At 43.3% G+C, this 23,974-nt stretch carries 18 protein-coding genes and 1 pseudogene; 7 read left to right on the top strand and 12 right to left on the bottom strand.

The window, feature by feature from the left end:
* Nucleotides 1-100: 100 nt before the first annotated feature.
* Nucleotides 101-484 carry a winged helix-turn-helix transcriptional regulator gene (locus R2S08_RS22085; protein ID WP_133784239.1) on the bottom strand — a complete coding sequence of 128 codons (384 nt, stop codon included), beginning with the start codon at nucleotides 482-484 and terminating at the stop codon, nucleotides 101-103.
* Nucleotides 485-578: 94 nt separating this feature from the next.
* On the opposite strand from R2S08_RS22085, the gene R2S08_RS22080 reads away from it, so the two are divergent.
* The 6 genes and pseudogenes from R2S08_RS22080 to R2S08_RS22055 all read left to right on the top strand — a co-directional run bounded on the left by R2S08_RS22080 (nucleotide 579) and on the right by R2S08_RS22055 (nucleotide 6,372).
* Complete coding sequence (locus tag R2S08_RS22080; RefSeq protein ID WP_316837175.1) at nucleotides 579-1,319, top strand: SDR family NAD(P)-dependent oxidoreductase; 741 nt, start codon at nucleotides 579-581, stop codon at nucleotides 1,317-1,319.
* Between the two features lie 23 nt (nucleotides 1,320-1,342).
* Nucleotides 1,343-1,408: pseudogene (locus R2S08_RS22075) on the top strand (DUF6496 domain-containing protein); the annotation flags it as partial.
* A gap of 137 nt (nucleotides 1,409-1,545) precedes the next feature.
* The gene (locus R2S08_RS22070; RefSeq protein WP_316837174.1) at nucleotides 1,546-2,997 is read left to right on the top strand and encodes a TolC family protein; all 1,452 of its coding nucleotides are present in this window, start codon (nucleotides 1,546-1,548) and stop codon (nucleotides 2,995-2,997) included.
* 29 nt (nucleotides 2,998-3,026) lie between these two features.
* Nucleotides 3,027-4,019 (top strand): HlyD family secretion protein, encoded by a 993-nt coding sequence (locus R2S08_RS22065; RefSeq protein ID WP_316837173.1) that lies wholly within the window; start codon nucleotides 3,027-3,029, stop codon nucleotides 4,017-4,019.
* Nucleotides 4,020-5,192, top strand: a complete 1,173-nt coding sequence (locus R2S08_RS22060) for an ABC transporter permease (RefSeq protein ID WP_316837172.1) — start codon at nucleotides 4,020-4,022, stop codon at nucleotides 5,190-5,192.
* Nucleotides 5,173-6,372 carry an ABC transporter permease gene (locus R2S08_RS22055; protein ID WP_316837171.1) on the top strand — a complete coding sequence of 400 codons (1,200 nt, stop codon included), beginning with the start codon at nucleotides 5,173-5,175 and terminating at the stop codon, nucleotides 6,370-6,372. Before R2S08_RS22060 ends, R2S08_RS22055 begins: the two co-directional genes overlap by 20 nt.
* Here the strand turns inward: R2S08_RS22055 and R2S08_RS22050 are convergent.
* The 7 genes from R2S08_RS22050 to R2S08_RS22020 all read right to left on the bottom strand — a co-directional run bounded on the left by R2S08_RS22050 (nucleotide 6,332) and on the right by R2S08_RS22020 (nucleotide 17,673).
* A complete protein-coding gene (locus R2S08_RS22050; RefSeq protein WP_316837170.1) occupies nucleotides 6,332-8,767 on the bottom strand; it encodes a glycoside hydrolase family 3 N-terminal domain-containing protein in 2,436 nt (811 codons plus the stop codon). The genes R2S08_RS22055 and R2S08_RS22050 overlap by 41 nt on opposite strands.
* A 58-nt stretch (nucleotides 8,768-8,825) precedes the next feature.
* Nucleotides 8,826-10,628 carry an alpha-L-fucosidase gene (locus R2S08_RS22045; RefSeq protein ID WP_316837169.1) on the bottom strand — a complete coding sequence of 601 codons (1,803 nt, stop codon included), beginning with the start codon at nucleotides 10,626-10,628 and terminating at the stop codon, nucleotides 8,826-8,828.
* Between the two features lie 30 nt (nucleotides 10,629-10,658).
* Nucleotides 10,659-12,077, bottom strand: a complete 1,419-nt coding sequence (locus tag R2S08_RS22040; RefSeq protein WP_316837168.1) for a GDSL-type esterase/lipase family protein — start codon at nucleotides 12,075-12,077, stop codon at nucleotides 10,659-10,661.
* 3 nt (nucleotides 12,078-12,080) lie between these two features.
* Nucleotides 12,081-13,256: an SGNH/GDSL hydrolase family protein gene (locus R2S08_RS22035; RefSeq protein WP_316837167.1), complete on the bottom strand. Its 1,176-nt coding sequence runs from the start codon at nucleotides 13,254-13,256 to the stop codon at nucleotides 12,081-12,083.
* 22 nt (nucleotides 13,257-13,278) lie between these two features.
* The gene (locus tag R2S08_RS22030) at nucleotides 13,279-14,694 is read right to left on the bottom strand and encodes an alpha-L-fucosidase (protein ID WP_316837166.1); all 1,416 of its coding nucleotides are present in this window, start codon (nucleotides 14,692-14,694) and stop codon (nucleotides 13,279-13,281) included.
* A 103-nt stretch (nucleotides 14,695-14,797) separates the two neighbouring features.
* The gene (locus R2S08_RS22025) at nucleotides 14,798-16,669 is read right to left on the bottom strand and encodes an alpha-L-fucosidase (RefSeq protein WP_316837165.1); all 1,872 of its coding nucleotides are present in this window, start codon (nucleotides 16,667-16,669) and stop codon (nucleotides 14,798-14,800) included.
* 134 nt (nucleotides 16,670-16,803) lie between these two features.
* Nucleotides 16,804-17,673, bottom strand: coding sequence for an AraC family transcriptional regulator (locus tag R2S08_RS22020; protein WP_316837164.1), 870 nt, complete (start codon nucleotides 17,671-17,673; stop codon nucleotides 16,804-16,806).
* Between the two features lie 154 nt (nucleotides 17,674-17,827).
* Between R2S08_RS22020 and R2S08_RS22015 the strand changes: the two genes are divergently transcribed.
* Nucleotides 17,828-18,730: an AraC family transcriptional regulator gene (locus R2S08_RS22015; protein WP_316837163.1), complete on the top strand. Its 903-nt coding sequence runs from the start codon at nucleotides 17,828-17,830 to the stop codon at nucleotides 18,728-18,730.
* On the opposite strand, the gene R2S08_RS22010 is transcribed toward R2S08_RS22015, so the two are convergent.
* Genes R2S08_RS22010 through R2S08_RS21995 form a run of 4 tightly spaced genes read right to left on the bottom strand, consistent with a single transcriptional unit; the run spans nucleotide 18,727 to nucleotide 23,973 of the window.
* Nucleotides 18,727-21,279 carry a glycosyl hydrolase family 95 catalytic domain-containing protein gene (locus tag R2S08_RS22010; protein WP_316837162.1) on the bottom strand — a complete coding sequence of 851 codons (2,553 nt, stop codon included), beginning with the start codon at nucleotides 21,277-21,279 and terminating at the stop codon, nucleotides 18,727-18,729. The two genes, R2S08_RS22015 and R2S08_RS22010, sit on opposite strands and share 4 nt — an antisense overlap.
* On the bottom strand, nucleotides 21,276-21,869 hold the full coding sequence (locus tag R2S08_RS22005) for a lactate utilization protein C (protein WP_316837161.1): 594 nt from the start codon (nucleotides 21,867-21,869) through the stop codon (nucleotides 21,276-21,278). The genes R2S08_RS22010 and R2S08_RS22005 overlap by 4 nt, the downstream gene beginning before the upstream one ends.
* Nucleotides 21,869-23,236: a lactate utilization protein B gene (locus R2S08_RS22000; protein WP_133784208.1), complete on the bottom strand. Its 1,368-nt coding sequence runs from the start codon at nucleotides 23,234-23,236 to the stop codon at nucleotides 21,869-21,871. Before R2S08_RS22000 ends, R2S08_RS22005 begins: the two co-directional genes overlap by 1 nt.
* A complete protein-coding gene (locus tag R2S08_RS21995; protein ID WP_316837160.1) occupies nucleotides 23,233-23,973 on the bottom strand; it encodes a (Fe-S)-binding protein in 741 nt (246 codons plus the stop codon). The genes R2S08_RS22000 and R2S08_RS21995 overlap by 4 nt, the downstream gene beginning before the upstream one ends.
* Nucleotide 23,974: the final 1 nt, after the last annotated feature.

Here is a 23,974-nt window from a genome sequence, read left to right as displayed (position 1 = left end):
TTTACGATAATACGAATAAAGCTTAGTTTCTATATGAAATTGACACAAATAAAGAGCAACAACACCACGTGCTTATGATTTACACTTCTCGAAAAACCAATTAAAACTCTGAAACCACAACCTCAGCATCAGGATTAACCTTACTCCTATGCATATTCCCCCAATCAGACATCGCCTTTAACATAGGCTTCATACTCAAGCCAAGTTCAGTGAGTTCATACTCTACCCTTGGCGGCACCACAGGATACACCGTCCGCTTCACCACCTGATCAGCTTCCAGTTCCCGCAGCTGAGAAACCAGCATTCTTTCTGAGATCTGATCTATAGAATTTTTCAGATCACTATACCGCATAGTTTGATGAACCAACCTACAAAGTATCGCTGGCTTCCATCTGCCACCCAATACCGACAAAGAGTAAGCCATACCACAACTGTCGTTGATCTGTTTTTCATTAATAGCGTTCGTAGAAGATTCCTTTCTCATTTCTTACCTTTTTGTTAGTACCTGACAATTTAATGCATACCTGCAAATGTAAATATAAGCCTCTACTTTTGATCAGAATTAATACATAAACATTATGAACCGTTTAGAAAACAAGATAGCATTCATCACTGGCGGTGGCCGTGGAATGGGTGCAGCCATCAGTAAAAGACTTGCTGAAGAAGGTGCAACAGTAGTTTTGACGTATTCGAAATCAAAAGAAAAAGCAGAAGCAGTTGCCGCCGAAATTAACGCAAAAGGAGGTCATGCCCGTGCTGTTGAGGCAGACAGCATCGATCCTAAAGCCCTAACGAATGCCATTCATAAAACCATTACCGAACTTGGCCCAATTGATATCCTGATCAATAATGCAGGCATCTATGTTGGAAAGGAATTTGAATCTCATACATTGGAAGATTATGAAGAAATCATGGCAATTAACGTGAGGGCAGTATATGTTGCAGCTCTTGCAGTCGCCCCAAAAATGCCCCGTAATGGCAGAATTATTACCATCGGCAGCAACATGGCTGAAAATGCACTCGGCCCCCAAACTACTTTATATACGATGAGTAAGGCTGCACTAGCCGGATTCACACGGGGATTGGCCAGAGATCTTGGTGCCAAAGGCATTACAGTGAACCTGGTTCAGCCAGGCCCCATCAATACCGACATGAATCCTTCAGATACAGAACTTGCAGATTTTCTGAGAAGCCGGATGGCACTTTCAGAATATGGAACCGGCGAAGATATTGCTGGACTTGTAGCTTATTTGGCCAGCGAAGAAGGGAAATACATCACAGGCACCTCCATCACAATTGATGGCGGACTGAATGCTTAAATAAATACCCTAATCCTAAACAGGCCGTAGCCATTGGGCTTTCCGAAGCGAGAAAAGAGGGAGCAAAAGTACCTAAAAAGAAAAACTGATGGCTAATGCATATTATTGTCCTCCATGTGGAAGCTGGGAGGACAATAGCTTTTCCATTTTATTAAACAAAACCAAGTTTGCATGCGCAAAATGGCATTTATTTAATAAATATAGTATATTTGGTTAACGCCCGCCTATGAAAAGAATCTACAACTTAGCGTTTCCAATTGTATCGCTGTTGCTACTGAGCTCTTCGTATAGTTACAGTCAGAATATCACCTTACAACAGTGCCTGGACAGAGCGTATCAGAATAATCTAACTGTAAAACAAGCAAGAACTTCTTTACAAGCCAGTAAATTTAACCTTCAGGCAGAAAAACAAAGCTATCTTCCAAAAGTAGACCTCCTTTCGAGTTATACCTACCTCAGCCAACCCATAGACATTAACCTTCAAACGGTTAGAGATGGTATTGTAAACGGGTCTTCAGCCCAAAGTTTGAATGCGGCAAATGAAGTCTTTAAAGAAATTACAGGAAGTGATTTATCACAACCTGTGCAAGACCGTATTTTAAATGCCTCAAAGAAGATTATTGGGGCTATCTATCCAGATTACAACCCCTCATTAAGCAAGCAATCCTATTTTGTTGCCGGCCTGGGCGTTCGGCAACCTCTTTACCTGGGCAACAAACTTTCTGCAGCCCGGAATCTTGCTTCTTCCCTGGTAGAAACCACCAGCATCAATGTCCAGGTAGCTAATAAAGAAGTTAATTTCCTGATCGCGGCGCAATATGTCAGGATTTTGTACCTCAACAGCATATTAAATAAGCAACAATTTATTGTAGACGCTCTTACAAAAAACAAAAATTACGCCGCTGAAATGGTGAAGAACCAAGTATTGCCACCCTATCAGAAAAACTGGACCAATGTATTTCTGACACAAGCCCAATCCATCTACAACAACTTAAAACTGGACAAACAAAACGCATTGGTAGAATTGAACAAGCTGATGGGTGCTGCATTGGATTCTGCCGTTCAGATCACAGACACACTAAATTATACTGCAAAAGTACCGGAAACTGCACAGCCTGGTTTTTATGAAAGCAACCCCATCTATAAACTCGTAGACAGCAAAACTGCTTACGCCAAAACTTCCGAAAAAGTGACACGCTCTTTCGCTTTACCCAATGTATTCGCCATCGGCAACTATAATCTTTACCAAAAGGATCTTCCTTTAACCATTCCTGACTGGTTTGTAGGCGTGGAATTACAATGGACACTGTTTAACGGCCAGACCCGCAAGCGCACGCAAGCTGCCCGGGAACTTATTGAGGAATCCAAACTGGCAGAGAAAAACACCAGTCAAACACTGCAGGCGGCCATGATGGTGGCAGGTAATAAAATAAAATCCCTTCAGAATGATGTAGCTGCCCTTGATACGGCAAGAAAAGAAGCCGGAACAACCTCCAGACTGATTACTGAGAGAATGAAAAACCAGCTTTCTTCTCCTAAAGATGTCAACGATGCCCTACTTGTAGAAGCAGAAATTGAGAAAGCCTATTACACTGCAGTTATGGGCTATTACCTCACCGTAGCAGAATATTACAACATACTGGGTAAACCGCAACAATTCACAGAATTCATTCCTTAAAAGGAAACAGGACTATAAAACTTAAAAAGATGAAGGATTTTTTCAAAAACTATTGGGCTTTAACCATTCCTATAGCCGTTGTGCTCATTGCCCTGTTTTTCTTTTTAAAAGGGAATTCTTCTGAGGGCGAGGATACCCTTGTCGGAATGGTCGATGCATCAAGTGTAGATGTTGCAGCGGAGTTCCCTGGAAGACTAGACTCTTTACTCGTTGGCCAGGGAGATACCGTAAAAACAGGACAACTTTTGGCTGTTCTCCGCACCAATGAGATCGATGCCATTAAAGCACAAGCACTTGCTGCAATAGACGCCGCCAAAGGACAATTGGATCTATTGAAACAAGGCGCACGCCCCGAACTCGTGGAAGCCACCTCCAAGCTTTACCAGATTACTGAAGAGCAATACAAATTATTCAGTAACACCTATCAGAGAATGAACAACCTGTACAATGCAGAGGTCATCTCCGGACAAGAAAAAGACATCTTTTATTTCAAATACCAGGCTTCTAAAAAAGAAATGGAAACAGCTAAACTGAACCTGCAAATAATTGAAAAAGGTACACGCCCTGAAATTATCCGATCAGCACAAGCTATAGTAAAACAAGCAGAACACGCGTATGAACTGACCAAAGCACTGGGCGATAACACAAAAGTGTATGCGCCGGCAGATGGGGTAATTTCAAGCCTGGTAATCCACCAGGGAGAGATTGTTTCCATAGGTTATCCTATGATGACCATCGAAAAAAAGAACTCTGCTTTACTGCGCTTTAATGTACGACAGGACAAAGGTAAATTATTAAAAACAGGTGCCACGGCACAAGTCACCGTTCCTGGCTGTACCCCTGAAACATTTGAGGTTAAAGTTTCCAGCATTTCTCCTACCCTTGAATTCGCCAACTGGATCCCAACAAATGAAAAGGGCAAATTTGAGCTGAGAACCTTTACCATAGAACTTACACCTGCCCCAAATGCAAAAATAGAAGGTCTCCGGTCAGGTATGACAGCTTCATTAAAACTTCCCTAAATGCAAAACATCTGGCAAATTATACAAAGAGAATGGAAACGGATCTTTACCCTTCCTGTCTTCTACCTGGTTATGCTTATTATCCCGGTAGTACTCTTTTTCTTTTATGCCCTGATTTATAACAAACAGGAGGCCAAGCATCTTCCTTTCGCCATCTGGGACGAGGACAATTCGCCCGTAAGCCGCCAGTTGACTTTTTTCCTTACTCAAAGAGAAGCACTCAGCGTAAGCTACAGGGTTGGAAATGAAGCAGAACTCAAACTCCTGATCCAAAAAGGTAAAGCAATGGGTGCGGTCCATTTCCCCAAAGGAATGGAAAAACAGATCCTGAGCCGTCATCCGGTTACTGTAACTTTATATACCAATGCGGCCTCGCTGGTGCCTGCAAAACTGGTTTACAAATCTGTAGCCGAAGTGATCATTACCGGAAGCGCCGGCGTGATCCTGCAGAAACTGGTAAAAACCGGTGTAAAACCAGAAAGAGCAATGGCATTGGCCAATCCCATAAAACTCAATTCCTACCAGTTGTATAACGCCACATACAATTACCAGGAATACCTGGTTCCCGGCCTGATTACTGTTGGTATGCAAATGATCCTGATCATCAGTAGTATGCTTGCCCTGAATTACGAATGGAAAACGGGAACTATGGAAGAACTGCACCAACTCTCCAAAGGATCAGCTATAGCCGTAATACTCGGAAAAACCACAGCTCATCTGGCTATTGCCTGGATTAATTTTATACTGATCGCCTTTGTCATTTTCCCCATCTTCCATATTGGAGTACCAGCTGCCACAGGTAAATTCTTTTTTCTCTATACCTTGCTCTCGCTTGCTTGTATTGGCATCGGCTTTTTCATTTCTGCATTATTCAAAGACGTCATGCTGGCCGGAGATACCGCTCTGTTTTATACTTCTCCCGCCTTTGTATTCAGCGGCTTCACTTTCCCGAGATGGGCAATGCCCTGGTACGATCAGTATTACGCCACCATTATGCCTTATACCCCATTTTTAGACGCTTTTTTTAAGTCCTATTACATGAACCTCTCTTTGCATTATTCGCAAAATGAGCTTCAAAAACTCCTCTTGTTTTGTCTGGTCATGTTTCCTACCGCAGGCCTGCTGCTGAAGGCACAATTCAATCAATTGAAATATGAAGCAAAACAAGCCTAAATCCGGATTTGCTCGTTTATTCTGGCGCGAGGTTGCATTGGTGGCCAAAGATCACAGTTTGCTGCTCACCCTATTGATCGCTCCGCTGTTATATGCTTTCTTTTATGGAAGCATATATATCAACAAAGAAGAAGAACATGTAAAACTGGCTGTTGTAGATGAGGACAACAGCACATTATCCCGACTGTTAATGCAAAATATTGACAAGTCGCAGATTGTAGATCTGGTCCATTTCCCTAATCTCGGTGAGGCTAAAGAGTACATGTATCAGGGTAATTGCCAGGGTTATTTTTACATCCCGAAAGACACAGAAAAAAGTCTGTACACCTTAAAACAGGCCAATGTAGTGCTTGCTGTAAATGCAGCCAGGTTTCTCCCTTCCAGCGATCTGTTGGCTAATGTACAACAAATCTGCCTGACAATAGGGGCTGGCGTACGACTTAAGTATTTCCAGCAAACCCAGGGCTTAACCAACGAGGCTGCCATGCAGCAAGTAGCCCCGGTAAGCCTCGATTACAGGCCTCTTTTCAACGAACGCAGCAGTTACGGCGGCTTCCTTTTGCCCGGCCTGCTGGCACTGATCCTGCAGCAAACCTTACTGATTGGTCTGTCTGAAAGTGTGGCAGCTGAAAGAGAAAGAAAATCTGTATTGCTTTGGAATAACGGCAATCTATCTCAGGCCATTTGGGGCAAAGGCTTGTTCTACCTCCTGCTGTTTGGTTGTTATGCCTTTTTCTTTTTAAATATCAATTTCCATCTGCTGAACATCCCTATGCGCGGCAGCGGTTTTCAGCTCGGCCTCCTGTTCCTTCTGTTGCTCCTTACCCTAATCCCCATGGCACAGTTTATCGGTTCCCTATTTAAATCTCAGCTGATCTGCTTACAGGTCATGGCCTTTTCAACCTATCCGATTTTCCTCATTACAGGCTATACCTGGCCTTACGAGTCTTTGCCCCTGCCTCTGCAATGGATTTCTTCCCTGCTGCCCACCACGCCCTTTATTAAGATCTATACTGCAATTGTACAAGCAGGAGCCGGTATAACCACAGATTTCGGCACACTGTTCCATTTGATCCTGCTCTGGTTGCTGTACAGCGTACTGGCCTATTACAGAATCTACAGGATCAGTAAAAAAGCAGCTAAGGTTTTGCCTTTACGGCAGCAGGTTCCAGCACCGTAAATTCCTTTTTCAGACGAATATCTTCTGAAGAATTTCCAATCATAACCTGGAATTTTCCGGGCTCTACAGTCCAGTTCATATTCTTGTCCAGTAAAGCCAGATCATCAGGATGAAGTACAAATTTAACCGTCTTAGTTTCTCCGGGAGCCAAACCTACCCGTTCAAAACCCCTGAGCACAGATTCATAAGTAGTTACACTGCTCACCTCGTCTTTCAAATACAATTGAACCACTTCATCTCCTTTACGCTGGCCCGTATTTTTTACATCCACCAATACTTCCAGATCTGCTTGCGCATGAATCTCCTGCTGACCCAATCTCAAATTACTGAACTCAAAACTGGTATAACTCAAACCATAACCAAAAGGATATAAAGCGCCCTGAACAGAGGTTTTCCCATAACCATTCGGATCATCTTTCTTGCCCTCACCTGCCTGTGAACCTGGCTTAAATGGAAAGTTCAATTCGATCTGGCCAATGGATTTTGGAAAGGTCATCGTGAGTTTCCCCCCAGGATTGTAGTCACCAAAAAGTGTTTCAGCCACCACTTTACCAGCTGAAGGACCAGGAAAACCAGCCTGTAGAATTGCTGGCAAATACCGGTTCTCCCAGTTAATCGTTAACGGCCGGCCATTCACCATAACCATCACTACAGGTTTTCCTGTTGCATACAGAGCCTGCAACAATTGCAACTGCCTGCCAGGCAGCCCCAAACCTGTTCTGGATTTACTTTCACCTACCTGATTGTCTGTTTCTCCCACCACAGCGATCACCATATCCGACTGCCGGGCATCTTCTACTGCATTGGCAATCATAGCCTTTTCGTCCGCAGTTAGATCTGTAGGAATAATTTCGCTTTCCGGCCATTTTGCATCAATCACTTCACAACCTTTACTGTACTTTATGGTAGCATTCTGTCCGGCAAAAGCTTTAATCCCCTCCAATATCGAGGTCACCGGATTATTAGAAGGTCCATAACGGCTCGTCGTGTAATTCACTTCTTCGGCCAAGGGTCCCGTAATCAATATCTTCTTATACTTTTTTACATCCAGCGGAAGCAGACTCTTCTCATTTTTAAGCAATACCATAGACTCCCTGTTGATCTGAACTGCAAGTTCCTCATCCGCTTTTGTATGTACTTTTTTATCTGAAGAAGCAGGGTCGGCCACATAAGGGTGGTCAAACAAACCTAACCTGAATTTCACCCGAAGTACATCCGCTACACGCTGATCAAGTGTTTTCATAGACACAGAGCCTTCTTTCACCAACTCCCTTAAAGGCAAAATAAAAACCTCAGGCATCGTGAAATGTGTACGAACATTCAAACCTGCCTCTATCGATTGTTTTACGGCCGCTTTATAATCTTCTGCCACATGGTGTTTGCTGGAGATAAACTCTACCGCTTCGCTGTCTGAAACCACATAACCATCAAAGCCAAATTGCTTGCGCAAAAGCTCCGTAAGGAAATAATAACTTCCGGTAACCGGTTCACCATCCCAATCGTTATAACTGCTCATCACGCCCATAGGATGGGCCTCCTGGATCACCCTGCGGAATGGATACAGAAACATTTGGTGCATCTCCCTCGGAGCAACGTGTGGGTCTGTACGTGCCGCCCCATCACGCCCACCCTTAGGCACGCTGTATACCGCATAATGTTTTAATGTGGCTGCGACACCCTGATCCTGGATACCCAAGGTCATTTGCTTTCCAAGTTCCGCAATCAAAAAAGGATCTTCCGCATAACATTCCACTACCCTTCCCCAACGCTGGTCCCTGGCCACATCTAAAATCGGTGCATAAACATTAGTATACCCCAAAGCTTTGGCTTCCCTCCCCACAGTACTACCTGCCCGATACACCAGATCCTTATTCCAGGTACAACCAATATTTACCGGCGCAGGAAGAGGGGTCGCCCGATCGTGGCATAAACCATGGATAGCTTCATTCGTAAAATCAACCGGAATCCCTAAACGAGTCTCTTCCACAAACCATTTCTGCACCGTATTAATGGCACCGGCATGTTTGCTGAAAGGAAAAGAATACTGGCTTACGGCCTTTTTGTTATAAGGCAAACTGTTCAGTTCCTCATCAATATTTGCAATCCCGTCTTTCCAGATTTTAGTTTTCCATTCGGCTGTTGGCATCTCGTCTTTGAGTACCCTCCCGTAGCCATACAGTGTCGCCGTCTGACAGGTTTTTTCGTCCAGTGTCATTTGCCCAAGCAAGTCATTTATCCGTTCTTCAACTGGTTTGGACGGATCTTCGAACACATCCATTTTTCCATTCTTGTTAAAGTCTGTCCAACCTTTATGATAGATGCTTTTTGACTGACCAAATAATATTTGGCCAGAAGAAGACAAAAGCAACACAGCCACAAAAACCGATTTATTCATATTAATATTTATTTTAAAATCAGATAAATACAATATCTATCTAAACTTATTATCTATCTTAATTTATTGGAACCAACCAAACAGACTTCAATTTAAACAACTCCTTACCTTCCTGAAGTGGACTGACTTTCAAACTATACTCACCCGCCCGATCTGCAGAGATAATAGCTACGGTATGTTTAATGAACATCAAAGGAGCACTGGAAGCAAACTCAGAAGTGCGCAGTGTCCTGAACAAATAATCCTTTCCGTTAAAAGCTATTTTCCCCTCCTGTCTCGCACTTTCCTGCGGACAGGCATACTCGAGTATCACTTTGTAATCTCCCGTCCCTGTGAGCCTCATTTTGAATTCCGCACCATCAGATGGAGATTTCATTTCCACCACACAGGTGGTATGCTTCCAGTCTCCGTAGTAATAGCTGTAGGTTAAACTTTTGATTTCTGCTTTTCCTTCTAATTGAGCGGAGATTGCATCCAGACTGTTTTCTTCATACCGGGGAGATACAACGGTGGTTTTATTATCAGAGTGATCCTGAGCTTTTCCACTGTACTCCACTACAAATACCTGATCCGGGTTCCGGCCTTTAAACTCAGGTAAATTTAAAAACAGATCATCACCATCGACCGTCCATTTTAAAGACACCCTGGTATTCAGATCATAAACCTTCATCACTTTAGCTTTTAATCCAGGTACCAAAAGCCGACCATCTGAAGGTCTGTGAAATACATGTAAAAATTGACGACCAGGTTTGGAAGTCGTTACGCCCCATGGTTGCGGGGGTACCAAACCATAATCAGATCCGTAAATACTCTCTCCATACTTTTTAAGCCATGTTCCTGTTTCCAGCAGATATTTTACAGAATAAGGCGGGATATTTCCCAGGCCATCCGGTCCCACGTTCAACATCAGATTCCCTCCTTTAGAGGCCACCCGGGCCAAAAGCCTGATGATCTCTTCAGAAGATTTGAAATTCATATCGTGTTTAATGTAACCCCAGGAATCATTATGGGTATAAATGGACTCCCATACTGCATCTTTGATCGGCACGTCCGGAATCTCAGAATCACCAAAATCGCGGTAATCTCCAAGCCCCTGTCCTACCCTGCTGCTAAATAAACTTTTAGGCTGAAGCTGGTGTAAACTATCCACCAGTTGTTGAGTCTGTGCTTTGGTAAGCCCCCCCGGCATGTCAAACCAAACAATACCTAACGGGCCGTAACCCGTAAGCAATTCTTTCAATTGCGGAATCGCCTTCTCCCTGTAATACTTCTGATAATCCTTTTTCGATTCATCAAAATCCCAGCCATTCCTTCCACCATTTGGCTCATGCCAGTCTATAAACTGGGAATAATAAAATCCAAACGGAATGTTTTGTTTGCGTGTAGCCTCTGCAAGAGCTTTCATAGGGTCCTTCCCATAAGGCGTTGCTTTTACAATATTAAAATCACTCACCTTGGAATCATACATCGCAAAACCTTCGTGATGTTTGGCCGTGATGACCATATACTTAATGCCTGCATCTTTTGCAATCCTGGCCCATTTTTCCGCGTTAAAATCAACAGGATTGAAGGTTTTAGCCTCCTCAGCATAATCTGCGGCAGGAATTTTACCTTGGTTCATAATCCATTCGCCGCTGCCGTAATACCTTTTTCCTTTGTATTCACCAGCCAGTTTGGAATAGAGTCCCCAGTGGATGAACATTCCAAATTTAGCCTCCTTAAACCATTTCAGATTGGGATTATCTTTTTGAAGATTTGCTTTGTCCCACATGCCGGGATCTTGTTCCTGGGCAAAAGCCGGACTATTGGAAACAGCCAGTAAAACAGCAGTAGAAAGAAATATACGGGTCGAAAGTTTCATAAAATCAATTCATCAGTAAACAGGCAGAAATTATTTTGACGAATTCGCCTGAAGAATAAAACGAACAATAGGTTCAGGGTTCGGCAGGCTGTGCGGATGATGCTTACCCTCTTTCTTATGCAATACCGTAATAGATCCTCCTTTTTGTTTAAACATCTTTTCAAAAGGAATCGTATTTTCTTCCATAGGCACCACTTCGTCTGCGTCACCGCATACATGTAATACCGGATAATGCCCTTTAACAATCAGATCAATTTTATCAATCGGGCTTACTTTAGAAGCTTTTGCCACCTCGTCGGTATCAAAACCATAGTCCTTTTTAAAAATTTCCCAATCCGTTTTGCTTCCAGGCCCTTTACCTAAACCTCCTGGCCAGCTTTTCAAGTCCAGTACCGGATTATCCGCATATACACATACCACTTTTTTCGGGTTCAGAGCTGCCCAGTTATAGGCATACGCCGCTCCCCGGCTCATCCCTTCCAAAACTACTTTCCGGGAGAGCCCCATGCCTTGAAGATAACCATAAAAGGCATTCCATAAATTTATAGCCTCCTGGTTCCCAAACCACTCGGAAGCGTCACAATATGCCACATGATAACCTCTTTCCAGGAGTGCGATATCCGTTTGAGGCTCGTGGCCCCAAAAGCGGGCTCTCCAGATCCAGGGGTGTCCCGGGGCTGCAAATTTAGGTTCCACAATAAAAGCTTTTCGTCCTTTAAACTGGAACTCTATATTTTTATATCCATAAAATGAGCTTAAGGTAAAAGGTTCTTTAAGCTTCTTCTTCAAGTCTACAGGTACTCGCTTTAACATTAGCTGAGCGTATAAACGGTCTGCAATGACCTTTGCACCTGCAGCATCCGGATGTATCTTATCTGGCAACAGATTTTCCTTATCCAGGAACAGAGAATGAAGATCTAGTAACTCCAACCCTTCATCATAAGCCACCTCTCTAACCAAAGGAAGAATTGACCTTGTAATAGCTACGTCCCATATCTGGGTAGTATCTGTTGTAAATGTCGCAATGGGTGTGAGAAGAATGATTCTTGGTTTAGAAGGCAATTGTCTTAAATCCCTGATCATTTCTTTATAATCAGATTTAAATTCAGCATACAATTTCCGGTTCACCAGCTTGCTGTCATTTGTCCCCAGTTTGATAAAAACCACATCAGGCGCACTGCTTAATGCCTCCTTCCAAGCGGGTGTGGCCGTATAAGGCTTATTTCCGTTTTTCAATAAGGTAGCCCCGCTTACCCCGAAATTCATCACCTTAAATCCAGGCCCCAACATATTCTGAAGTTGTGCAGGATAAGCTTCCGTTAAACGGTCTTTTAAACGGGAACCAAAAGTAATGCTGTTTCCAATACAGGCCACCCGGGTTTGCGCAACAACAGTAAGTGAACAAACTATGCCAATTAAAAAACTGTAAAAAAAACGGTATAATTTCATTTGTTAATTGATTAAGAAATTGACCAGCCGCACAGCATGCCCCCTGGAGGACTCGTTTTTTTGACTGCTGATCTTCAGTTCAAGTCTGTGTTTCCCCTTCCCAAGATCATCTGCCAGGAGTTTATACCAGGGCAAATGAAGGCCATTACTCCATTGGGTATATAAATCCAATGCCGGATAAGACTTCCCGTCTATAGTATATTCCACCATTCCCGCATCAGGCCCCGCCAGACTCGCAATTCCAATCACATTGCCCTCAAAATCCAATGCAAAGGCATCACCAGCTGAAGAACCTTCCAACACCGGCACATGATTGAACCCATCTCTGGCAGACACACCATCAGCCGGAGTCCAGTCCGGTCTTTGTACGAAGTCTTTTAACGATTCTGCATGCTGAATCCCATAATAGTTCCCATGACTGTAATTCCCTTTATCCATTGCCTCAGGAAGTTTCCTTATCTTCAGTCCCTTCTGTTTCAACCCCTCATTGTAGAGCAGTAAAGCCTGGATGGTGTGTGCATAGAGCTCCTGTCCAAAAGGAGCAGGATGCAAATTTTTAAAGTCCTTTTCCCAGGTAAACTCCCCCGCATTGATGCGATCAGTAACCTCTTTGGCCAGATTAAGGAAAGGCAGATGATAATATTTTGCCATATCCTCATGTACCTGAACCTCCACAGGAACTTTACCGCCGTGGTAATCGTTCATTTTATCCGGATCTACAAAAGCCATCATCACCAGTTCCATCTTCGGATTTGACGCCAAAGATTGCCTGATGATCCCTTCTAATGCCCTCCGTTGTATTTTTTCAGAAGTTTCATTGACTCTGTCGTTCACTGCAGATTCCACAAACATCAGATCTACCTTTCCTTTGTCCAGCACATCCGTCTTTAACCGGAAGGCATGAGGCAAACTTCCCAAAGAAGGAATTCCTGCATTTAGAAAATCAAACTTCACCTTTGGATATTGCTTTTCAAGCCTGGCCATCACCAATTCCCGCCAACCTTTCATATCGGTAATAGATCCTCCAAGAAATGCCACTTTTACCGGTTTCTGATGTTTGATAAGGAAGAATGAATTGTTCAGTTCTCCGTAGTTGCGGATATAAGCCTTGCTGTCCAGTTGGGCATTCGCCCCCATCCAGGAGAGCGCGGCAAACAATAAAAATGTATATTTCTTCATGAAAATTAAATTCTGTGACCGCTTAATCCAGCGCACCGGTCTTCATATTTCCACCATCCATTGCCCTCGCTTTGATCTTTCCGTTCACCTCCACCTTAATTACAGATGCAATGGCATCAGGTGCCTGCTGAGGCAAATATACTGTATTTCCTTCCGTCTTTAATACCGATTTACCAGCCAGCAAAGCTGCGGAACGCACTTTGTTTTCCAGCCCTGGAATTTCAAGTTTACCATCTTTTGGCCAGTTGAATACGGTAAGATATAACGTTGTACCTTTATCGGTCTCTTTACTGGTTATCCTACCCCAGCTGACCTCTTCCAAGGGGTCTGCTTTGGTGGCATAGATAGCCTCTCCGTTTACTTTCATCCATTTTCCAATCTCGCGCAGTCTGTCTACACTTTCCTGCGGAAAAGTTCCATCAGGCTTAGGGCCCACATTGAGCAGGTAGTTACCGCCCTTAGAGGCAATATCCACAAGGTTTCTGATCAGTGTTTCTGAACTTTTCCAGTTCGTATCCTTAGTCCTGTAGCCCCAGGTACCGTTCATTGTCATACAAGTTTCCCAGTCTTTTCCGTCCAGTTCTTTTCTTGTTGGAATTTTTTGCTCCGGCGTCTTGGTATCGCCAGGAAAATTTGGCCTTTTCAAACGGTCATTGGTAATGATATTCGGTTGCAGTTTCAGTACATCATTTAACTTCTGCGCGGCCTCATCCGTCATATTCGTAGGCGTATCCCACCATAAAACAGCAATATCCCCATAATTACTTAAGATCTCTTTTACCTGCGGCACAGCAACACGATCAATATACTGATCAAAAGTTGCCGTTTCCTGCGCTGGGTCCCAATGTCCTTTATGTGCTAAGGTATAGGCATCAATCTTTGTTGAATCCGGGTTGGCCCAACCTTCACGCATTTCTTTCCTTGCGGCAGATCCGCCAGGATTATTCCAATCCTGCGCATGAGAGTAATAAAAGCCCAATTTAACACCATATTTTTTACATGCTGCGGCTAAAGGCTTCAGTACATCTTTACCATAAGGTGTAGCATCAGCAATGTTCCATTTACTGGCATTTGATTTGAATAAAGCAAAGCCATCGTGGTGTTTAGCCGTAATCACAATATATTTCATGCCAGCGTCCTTAGCCATTTTAACCCAAAGATCCGCATCATACCGCGTTGGATTAAATTCTTTGGCTTTCGCCTGGTATTCCGCTACAGGAATCTTCGAGCGATTCATAATCCACTCTGCCCCGCCACGGGTTTGCTCATGACCATGGTATACACCCGCCCATTGCGCGTAAACGCCCCAATGGATAAACATTCCAAAACGGGCCTCCCGCCACCACTTCATTCTTTCATCTTTAGAGAGTTTTGTCTGCGCAAAGGACACCTGATTAAACATTAGAAACAACAGCAACAAGGAACTTATTCTTTTCATTTTTGTTTTTTAATGGTAGTGAATCTATATTCTATATAAAATTATCATTAAAGTAGGGTCTAAGCGACCCAGCATTAGCCAATCATTAAACTATCCCGGCAAATTAAGGTACAGGAATCAGGTCGATCTCCAACAGTTTCATCACCTCTGTTGCAGCACTATCCAATGCCTTCAGACTCAAATGATGAAGACCTGCTCCCAGTTTTATTGTGCCAATGGACTCCGTAACTGGCTCCATACTTTTTCCGGGTGTAGCAGTAGTCTTAACTACATTGGTTTCATCCACAAGTAAAGCATACCTCACCGGATGATTATTTTCAGGAATGTATTTGATCCTGACCTTATAACTGGCCTCTGCGTTGCTTTTAAATGTCCAGCGCACTTGCTGTTCCGCTTTTTTCCAGCCAGTGATATAATACTTATTGGTTTTACCATCTCCAAAACCAAAGCCTTTTCCAATCAGTTCAGCATCAAAAGCCAGGAGCCTGGTTTCTACACCTTCAGAAGCAACAAGTCTAACCGGATCTGTTTTTAAGGCCCCTTTCAGTGGCAGTACAATCACTGTATTTAGGGTATCCGGCATTACCTTTGGCACTTCCACTTCTACAGTGCTGCCCTTATGGACCATTTTCAATGTTTTTCTGGAAGCATCAGCGAGAAAATAAGGTTCTCCCACAGTGCTTTCCAGCCCACCCAAAACAATTTTTCCATTCAACGGCCAGTTGAACACATGAAGATATACTTTGTCTTTTGCCTGGGTGGTTACCCCCCAGCTTTGCAGCGGTAAAGAAGTTGGACCAGCCTTATAGATACTTTCTCTATTCTGTTTATTCCAACGTGCAATACCAGCCAGTATTTCCGAATCTTTCTGATCAAATGCACCATTACCCATAGGGCCAATGTTCAGCAGTAAATTCCCCCCTCTGGAAACGGCATTGGCCAATAACCGCACAAAGAAACCCGCAGGCTTATGACTGTGGTCATTCCGGGAATAACCATAAGATTCATTAGTGGTAGGAATCGCTTCCCAATCTCCGGTTACAGGTGCAAATTCCGCCGGCCTGTCGCCCGTATTTTTATAGTCTCCAAAATTAGTATTCCCATTCCTGGCCAGCCTTCCGTTTACCACAACATTTGGATCTGCCTTTCTGATGGCCTCCAGGATGCGGAGATTTTCTGAAAATGGAAGTTTATGTGGCGTATCAAACCACAAGATATCCGGATGATATTTATGGATCAGTTCCTGAATCTGAGGAATAGCCTTTTCATTGACATATTTAACCGCCTTAGGCAACCATTCAGGATGTTGATCAAACCAATTTGCACCGCCAATCAACTGATCTCCTCCTGGATTGTGGTATTCCCAATCATTGCCAGGTGCATTGGGATCTTCCCAGTCAAAAGCATGAGAATAATAAAACCCGAACTTCATTTCATGCTTTCTAGCTGCCGCAGCCAGCTCAGCCATTGGATCTCTTTTAAAAGGGGTTTGATGGGCCAGGTCAAACTCAGAAACTGCCGAAGGATACATCGCAAATCCGTCATGATGTTTTGCAGTGATGATCATATAGTTCATCCCGGCATTCTTGGCAGCAAGCACCCATTTTTCAGCGTTGAACTGACCCGGATTAAAGGTATGCGCCAGATCCAGGTAAGCTGCCCTCGACACTTTCTCTTTACGCATCAAATGCTCAGAATATCCGTTCACTGTTTTCCCTTTCCATACGCCACCCGCTTCAGAATAGACGCCCCAGTGGATAAACATACCAAATTTAGCCTCCCTCCACCATTTTATCCGCTGATCATGAGTTTCCATAGAAGTTTTCCACCAGCCATTCACTGCCCGGTCTATCTCAGACTGGTCCCTGGCTTGTGCCTTATTGAACATATCTTTATCCTCGTCCCCTTTCACCTGCGACAGCACCTGTCCGGACAGCCCCAGCAACAAGCATATCGATATACAATACTTCTTCATGATCTATATTTGGTTATAGAGGCAAGTAAGCAATAAAAAACAACTATCCATTCTCCCAGCTTGGCTTAAAGTTCAGCTATTTTGGCAAAAAAGATAGTTATTAAGAAAGATTGAACGGTACCGGTACGGCCAAATTAGGCCGACATAAACTCCTTTTGATAAATCAAAGGGCTTTTACCAGTAATGCTTTTAAAGCATTTATGGAAACTTGCAAAGTTGTTAAAACCACTTTCATAACAAACCTGCTTAATATTCAATTTATTATCAATCAGTAATTTACATGCCTGACCAACTTTAATTTCTGTTAAGAACTGGGAATAAGTCCTTTGGGTAAAGGACTTAAAATAACGGCAAAAAGAATTTGGGCTAATCCTTGCAATTTCTGCAATCTCCTCCAAATTGATCTTGTTCCGGAAATTCGCAAAAGTATATTCATAAATATCCTTAATCCTGTCGTTGCTGATCTCTTCTTTATGCTGAACATAGCCAATTGAAGACAACATTTCCAGCTGATCACATTTGGAAATCTCTACCAGTGCCTGGATCAGGCAAATGATCCGCTCTGTTCCCTCTGCATGCAGCATATAAGCCAGAATCTCCTCCACCTTCTTTTTATTCCTGCCTTCTACTTTAATACCTCTTTTCGCCTTTTCAAGAACATCTTTCAAGGGCTTATTTTCTGGCAGGTTAAGAAAATACTCTCCCAAAAAGCTTTCTGAAAAATGGGCAACCTTTACATCTGCATAATCTTCAGATCCTTCTTCCTTATACCCCTCGTCAAATCTCCAGTAATGGGCAAGATTAGAACCAATCAGCAACAAGTCTCCAGATTGAAATTCAGTGATACTGTCACCAACAAATTGAGTTCCTTTACCTTTCACAAAATGGATCAGCTCCACTTCAGGATGATAATGAAACTTATTGTTCATACTTGGTTTCAAATCATGACGTACGCTGAAAGATTGTGTAGGACTTTTTGAAATTTTTAGCAGTTGAGGTTTCATACATTCTAAATTTAAACCTTGAAAATTGCAGAATACAATTAAGCAAAGGGAGTTAAAATTTATTTTGGTTTATATTTGTTTTCTAAAGTTGGGAAACTTATTTCAGAATTAAGTTGTACATTCTCCTCAAAGATGTGTACAAAACAAACATGGTATGAACAGAAAGATAAGTGAAGAAATCAAAATTGATCCTTCAGATGTACATCAAAATTTTAAAGACGTTAGCATAAAAATATTCTGCTGCAGGTATTGGATCCTGGAAGAATGGGAATGTAATGACCTTAAAGCACCTTTCTGGAGAATTTACCATAACTCTGTTGAAGGCTCTTCCATTCTCTATAAGGGCAAAACCATTCCAATGAACCAGCAAACCATCCTGATCATTCCGCCAAACACCTCTTTTTCCTCGCAGCTCAAATACCCCTTTAACAAAGAAGACGAATCTATAAAAGGCAGGAAGTTTACTGAAAAAGACCACCTGGAGCAACTGGCTGCAAAAGGGAAAGTAGACCAGATGTTCTTCCATTTTTCCCTTGGTTACCCTCTGGACTTTGTACGCAGTGGTATACATGAAATCCAGTTTAACGAAAGAAACAAACTCCCTCTGGAACAAATCAAACAAGCCTGTATCTCAGACACTGTCACCGGCTTCCAGGAAAGTCTGCGAATCAAGCAACTGATAGCCGACTGCCTGCTCCAGCTCCCCGCAGAGATCTGGGATTCAGGAAATATAGACCACCGGATCCTGAAATCCATCAAATTCATGGAGGCCAATTTCAAAAGAAAGATCACCAATGATCAACTGGCCGATGCTGCAAACATGGCTACGAACTCCTTTGCCCGGCTTTTTAAAACTACTACAGGTACAGCTACCCAGCAATACATCTTAAAACTCCGGATACAAGCCTCCTGTAACCTGATGCACCACACCAACAAGTCCCTCGATGAAATCTCGTATGAATGTGGTTTTTCAGATCGTCATCATTTCTCCAAAATCTTTAAAAAGATCCTTAAAGTAACCCCTTCAGATTACAAAAAGCAATTAAAAATGGTTTAACCTGCCGGCACTAGTGTATACACTTTATTTTTCTCTGTTTTAAAACTTATCTTGTATTTACCCGGAGCATTGATCTCCTGTAACTTTACACCAGCTGCATTTTCATATTTTCCAGCATCTGTAAATGACATCAGCAGATTTAGCCCATCCTTTTGAAGGACCTTAACCTCCAGTACCTTTACAGGAACAGCCGTTCTCAATACACAATCCCCACCTGCCAGCGAAGTAATCTTTGCCTGCAGCAGTTTACCGCCGGCCCATTTAATGTTCACTTCAAAATTACCCCGGCCTTTAATCCCTTTAATTTCTCCTTCCGGCCAGGCATCAGGCAAAGCCGGCAATAAATTCAGTTCACCGCTGTGGCTTTGCAGCAACATTTCTGTAATACCTGCGGTAGCTCCAAAATTACCATCAATCTGAAAAGGTGGATGTGCATCAAATAAGTTTGGATAGGCACCCCCTCCGCTCATTTGCTCCTTCGTTTTACCAGGATCAATATAATTCAGGCCAGAGAGGATCATCTTATAAGCATGGTTACCATCAAGCAACCGAGCCCACCAGTTGATTTTCCAGGCCATAGACCAGCCAGTACTTTCGTCTCCCCTTTGCAATAGAGATTGTTTGGCTGCCGCCGCAAGCTCAGGTGTTCTGAGCGGAGAAATCTGGTCGCCAGGATACAAACCAAACAAATGAGAAATATGGCGGTGTTTATCATTAGGATCATCCCAATCGTTAAACCATTCCTGCAATTGTCCATAACGTCCGATATGATAAGGATACAGCAGCGGAATCATCTTTTCCAGTTTAGATTTAAACTCCGGATCTGTATTTAAGATTCCTGCACTTTTAACCGTATTGGAAAAAAGTTCTCTGATAATAGCCATATCCATCGTACTGGCCTTGGACAACTGGTATTCTTTTCCTTCAATCTTAACTGTATTTTCTGGAGAAGTAGCGGGATTGGTTACATAATAAGGTGTCTGATTGTCTTTAACCAGCCAGCTCAGCATAAACTGCGCAGCCCCTTTCATTAATGGATAGGCCTTTTCTTTTAAGAATTTCTGGTCTCCTGTAAATTCATAGTGTTGCCAAACATGCTGACAGAACCAGGCCCCCGCCATTGGCCAGGCCGACCATCTTGGCATCCCTTTAGGATCCCAGTCGTAGCCTCCCGCAGGAGAAGTCTTGGCCCAGATATCAGAGTTGTGATGGGCAAGCCACCCCTCTTGTATATTGTAATTTACTTTAGCCGTTTTGGCACCGTTTACCGCCAGTTGCTCCATAAAATTAAAGAGCGGCTCATGGCATTCAGACAAATTGGTATTCTCTGCCAGCCAATAGTTCATTTCTGTATTGATATTGGTGGTATAGTTGCTGCTCCAGGGTGGCTGCACCAGGTCATTCCAGATGCCTTGAAGATTCGTCGCACGAGAATCTTTTCTTGAGCTGGAGATCATCAGATAACGTCCAAACTGATAATAAAGCATTTGCAAGTGCGGATCAGATCCCCCTTTATTTAAACGAATCATCCTTTCATTAACCGGCAATTTTAATGCCTCTGCATTTACAGGGAGATTAAAGCTTACTCTTTTAAACAAACGCTGATAATCGGAAAGATGTGCTTTTTTCATAACCCCATAAGCCTTTCCCGATGCCAAAAGCATATGTTGTCTGGCTTCAACAGCAGGATCTTTTCCTTCCAGCCCTGGCGACTTGTCGATACCATTAAAACTGGTTCCTGAACTGAGGTATAAGGTAACCGCATCTGCACCAGAAACACTCAATGCATTTCCGGATTTTTTCACCGAACCGCCTTCAGGTTTGACGCGCAGATGAATCTCAAAAGTCATACCTTCCCCATTCCAATCATCATATTCTACCTGCTTAGGCTCATAATCACGGTTGGCCACAAATTTTGGTGCTTTCCCTTTTAAAACAAGATCATGATCATTCAAAGCAGTTACCTGATATTTCAATTTACTGGAAAGCCCCGCATTAAACTGAATTGCTCCTCTACGGTCTGCACTAATCCTCACCACCAATATCCGGTCAGGATAACTGATAAAAGTCTCTCTGGTATAAGTTATTCCCGCAATCTTATAACTCACCTTAGCGATCGCCGTATTCAAATCCAAATCCCGTGTATAAGCTGTAGCCGTAGAGTCCTTGAATTTAAAATCCAGGGTCAAATCACCCAACGGCAGATACTTCGCAGAATAAGGTCCCTGCATTTTTTTCCAAAGCTTGGCCGCCTCCTCATATTTACCTTCAAAAACTGCCTTTCTAACTTCCGGAAGTACAGTCGGTCCATTGGGATTGTTCCCGTCGTTTGGACTACCAGACCAGAGTGTATTGTCATTTAACTGCAACCGCTCTTTATTCACCCTTCCAAAAACCATAGCACCCAAGCGACCGTTTCCAAGAGGTAAAGCTTCTTCCCATACACCAGCGGGTTTGGTATACCACATCCTGAGACCAGGATCTGCTTGCTGCCCTACAGCATACGAAGTCCAGAAGAGAACCGCAACTAAAATCGTTTTCTTCTTCATAACGAGTCGTTTTCGATCAGGTAAATGGTTAAGCTCCTTGGACCATGGGCACCAATCACCAGGCTTTGTTCAATATCCGCCGTTTTCGAAGGTCCGGCGATAAAGGATCCAAAGCCCGTACGGCTCACATCTGTTTTTTGATAGGCATGATGCATGGTTGGTACAATTTCTTTCTCTTCCAGTACAATAAACAAATGCTCACAAATAAAAGGCAACAGACGATTCACCATCGCGAGCTCGTCTACCCAGACTGCACTGTTTTCGGCTACACCAAAAGAACCTCTTATATATAAGGTATGTAATAAAGCAAGATCAGTAGCTTTCCAGGCTTTTATTTTCAATCGGTCCTCTTCTGTGCAATCAGTGGCATCGACACAGAACTTATCCTGATCTTCTTCCGCAAACCGCTTCTTTACTTCTTCCAGGTCCTTTACCCGGACCAGCTGTCCGCCGATCTTTGTCAGCACCTGTTCAAATACCACTGCAGGTTCATCATAACGGATCAACCGTTCAAAACCAATTACCGGTAAATCTCTCTGGGTAGGTTGGTTCTCCGCCGCTGCCTGTAAAATACGATCTCTGGAATTCATTAGCTTCTGTTTTTTTGATACCATTCCCCAAAGCTTTCTGCCGGAGGTGCGGGCATATCCCTTTGTTTATACCAGGGGTTAAATCCATTATTCACCAAAAAAGGTGCATATTTCAGTGTCGTTCTACCCATTTTTCCTGAAAAATGGTACAAAGCCGGGCTCGACAATACCGCAGCCATACCCTCCATACCCAGTTTTTTGGAAACCGGAGCATATCCCGCCTGCACAATCACCTGCCTCCATTTGTACAGTTGTTCATGAATATCAATCTTCACCGGACAAACATTACTACAGGAACCACAAAGCGTAGATGCAAAAGGCAAATCCGCATTGGCTTTCATATCCAGGTTTGGATTTAATATAGAACCAATAGGTCCGGCAACTGCAGTATGGTAACTATGACCACCGCTTCTGCGATAAACAGGACAAGTATTAAAACAAGCGGCACAGCGGATACATTTCAGGGAATTCCTGAAATCAGCGCGGCCAAGCTGTCTCGTCCTTCCATTATCTACAATCACCAGGTGCATCTCCTGTCCTTCTCTCGGACGGTGAAAATGGCTTGAATACGTTGTCACCGGCTGTCCGGTGGCACTCCTGGCCAACAGGCGCAGAAAAACACCAAGGTGCTCTGCTTTAGGAATTATTTTTTCAATACCCATACAAGCAATGTGGACATTGGCCGTATGTGCACCCATATCTGCATTCCCTTCATTGGTACAGACTACAAACCCTCCCGTTTCTGCAATCGCAAAATTAACCCCGGTAATGGCCAGTTCTGAAGCGATAAAATAATCCCGAAGGTGCTGTCTTGCCGCCTCCGTTAAATACTGAGGATCATTATTTCCTTTCTCTGTATCCAGAAAATCGTGAAAGGTATCACTCACGTCCTGCTTCTTCAAATGTATAGCAGGTAATACAATATGGCTTGGTGCTTCCTTTCTGAGCTGGACGATACGTTCGCCCAAATCCGTATCTACTACACTAATTCCCTTCTGAATGAGGTATTCGTTAAGGTGACACTCTTCAGTAAGCATACTTTTACTTTTCACAATCCTTTTCAGGTCATGATCTGCAATAATCTGATGCACAATCTTATTATGTTCTTCTCCATCTGCAGCCCAGTGTACACGTATGCCGTTTGCTATGGCTTTTTGCTCAAAACTTTCCAGATAGTGGCTTAAGTTAGAAAGCGTATGATCTTTAATCTGCGATGCCCATTCCCTCAACTGTTCCCATTCCGGTATTCCATGAGCAGCCAGATCTCTTTTTTGCCTGACAAACCATAAAGTTTCATCGTGCCAGTCGGTCCGCTCCTCATCTTTAATAAATTGCGCCGCAGCCTGGGCATGATCTTGTACTTTCATGATAAATGGTGGTTTAAGATTTCTGCGATATGAATAATTTTGACCTTACTTCCCCTGCGTTTTAAAATACCCTCCATATGCATCAAACAGGAAAGGTCTCCGGCTGTAATGTACTCCGCTCCATTTCTTTCATGATCCAGCACCCGGTCTTTTCCCATTTTAACAGAAACAGCTTCCTCGGTTACGCAAAAGGTACCACCAAATCCACAGCACTCATCCTTTCTGTCCAGCTCCACCAATTCCAGCCCTTTCACCATAGACAACAAATGTCCAGGTTTAGAAAAAGGCTCAGCCATGAGCTCTGTCATCTGGGAAAGCTTCAATCCGCGCTGTCCGTGACAACTTTGGTGAAGCCCGACTTTATGAGGAAACGAAGCTTCCAGTTTTTCAATTTTTAAAACATCTACCAGGAATTCCGTCAGTTCATAAACCTTATTCCGGATATCCTGCGCAGCCGCTTCATTTTCTTCTGTATGCAAATGGTCTTTGATGTGCATTACACAACTCCCCGAGGGACAAACAATGTAATCATAGCCCGAAAAATTCTCTACAAACAGGTTATTACAGCCTTTGGTCAGGTGCTCAAAGCCAGAATTGGCCATGGGTTGCCCACAGCAAGTTTGATTTTTAGGATAACTGACCTCCAGCCCAAATTTCTCCAAAAGCTCCAGTGTAGCAATGGCCGCTTTGGGATAAAACTGATCAACATAACAGGGAATAAATAAAGCAACTTTCATA

The sequence above is a fragment of the Pedobacter nutrimenti genome (assembly GCF_032678445.1).
GTDB classification, from domain to species: Bacteria; Bacteroidota; Bacteroidia; order Sphingobacteriales; family Sphingobacteriaceae; genus Pedobacter; species Pedobacter nutrimenti_A.
This window is presented reverse-complemented; position numbering and strand designations above follow the sequence as displayed.

Coding starts and splice junctions, on each gene's coding strand:
- R2S08_RS22035 (WP_316837167.1), bottom strand. CDS start 13,256: ATGAAGAAATATACATTTTTATTGTTTGCCGCGCTCTCCTGGATGGGG.
- R2S08_RS21995 (WP_316837160.1), bottom strand. CDS start 23,973: ATGAAAGTTGCTTTATTTATTCCCTGTTATGTTGATCAGTTTTATCCC.
- R2S08_RS22050 (WP_316837170.1), bottom strand. CDS start 8,767: ATGAATAAATCGGTTTTTGTGGCTGTGTTGCTTTTGTCTTCTTCTGGC.
- R2S08_RS22045 (WP_316837169.1), bottom strand. CDS start 10,628: ATGAAACTTTCGACCCGTATATTTCTTTCTACTGCTGTTTTACTGGCT.
- R2S08_RS22080 (WP_316837175.1), top strand. CDS start 579: ATGAACCGTTTAGAAAACAAGATAGCATTCATCACTGGCGGTGGCCGT.
- R2S08_RS22085 (WP_133784239.1), bottom strand. CDS start 484: ATGAGAAAGGAATCTTCTACGAACGCTATTAATGAAAAACAGATCAAC.
- R2S08_RS22060 (WP_316837172.1), top strand. CDS start 4,020: ATGCAAAACATCTGGCAAATTATACAAAGAGAATGGAAACGGATCTTT.
- R2S08_RS22040 (WP_316837168.1), bottom strand. CDS start 12,077: ATGAAATTATACCGTTTTTTTTACAGTTTTTTAATTGGCATAGTTTGT.
- R2S08_RS22065 (WP_316837173.1), top strand. CDS start 3,027: ATGAAGGATTTTTTCAAAAACTATTGGGCTTTAACCATTCCTATAGCC.
- R2S08_RS22015 (WP_316837163.1), top strand. CDS start 17,828: ATGAACAGAAAGATAAGTGAAGAAATCAAAATTGATCCTTCAGATGTA.
- R2S08_RS22005 (WP_316837161.1), bottom strand. CDS start 21,869: ATGAATTCCAGAGATCGTATTTTACAGGCAGCGGCGGAGAACCAACCT.
- R2S08_RS22000 (WP_133784208.1), bottom strand. CDS start 23,236: ATGAAAGTACAAGATCATGCCCAGGCTGCGGCGCAATTTATTAAAGAT.
- R2S08_RS22055 (WP_316837171.1), top strand. CDS start 5,173: ATGAAGCAAAACAAGCCTAAATCCGGATTTGCTCGTTTATTCTGGCGC.
- R2S08_RS22030 (WP_316837166.1), bottom strand. CDS start 14,694: ATGAAAAGAATAAGTTCCTTGTTGCTGTTGTTTCTAATGTTTAATCAG.
- R2S08_RS22010 (WP_316837162.1), bottom strand. CDS start 21,279: ATGAAGAAGAAAACGATTTTAGTTGCGGTTCTCTTCTGGACTTCGTAT.
- R2S08_RS22025 (WP_316837165.1), bottom strand. CDS start 16,669: ATGAAGAAGTATTGTATATCGATATGCTTGTTGCTGGGGCTGTCCGGA.
- R2S08_RS22070 (WP_316837174.1), top strand. CDS start 1,546: ATGAAAAGAATCTACAACTTAGCGTTTCCAATTGTATCGCTGTTGCTA.
- R2S08_RS22020 (WP_316837164.1), bottom strand. CDS start 17,673: ATGAAACCTCAACTGCTAAAAATTTCAAAAAGTCCTACACAATCTTTC.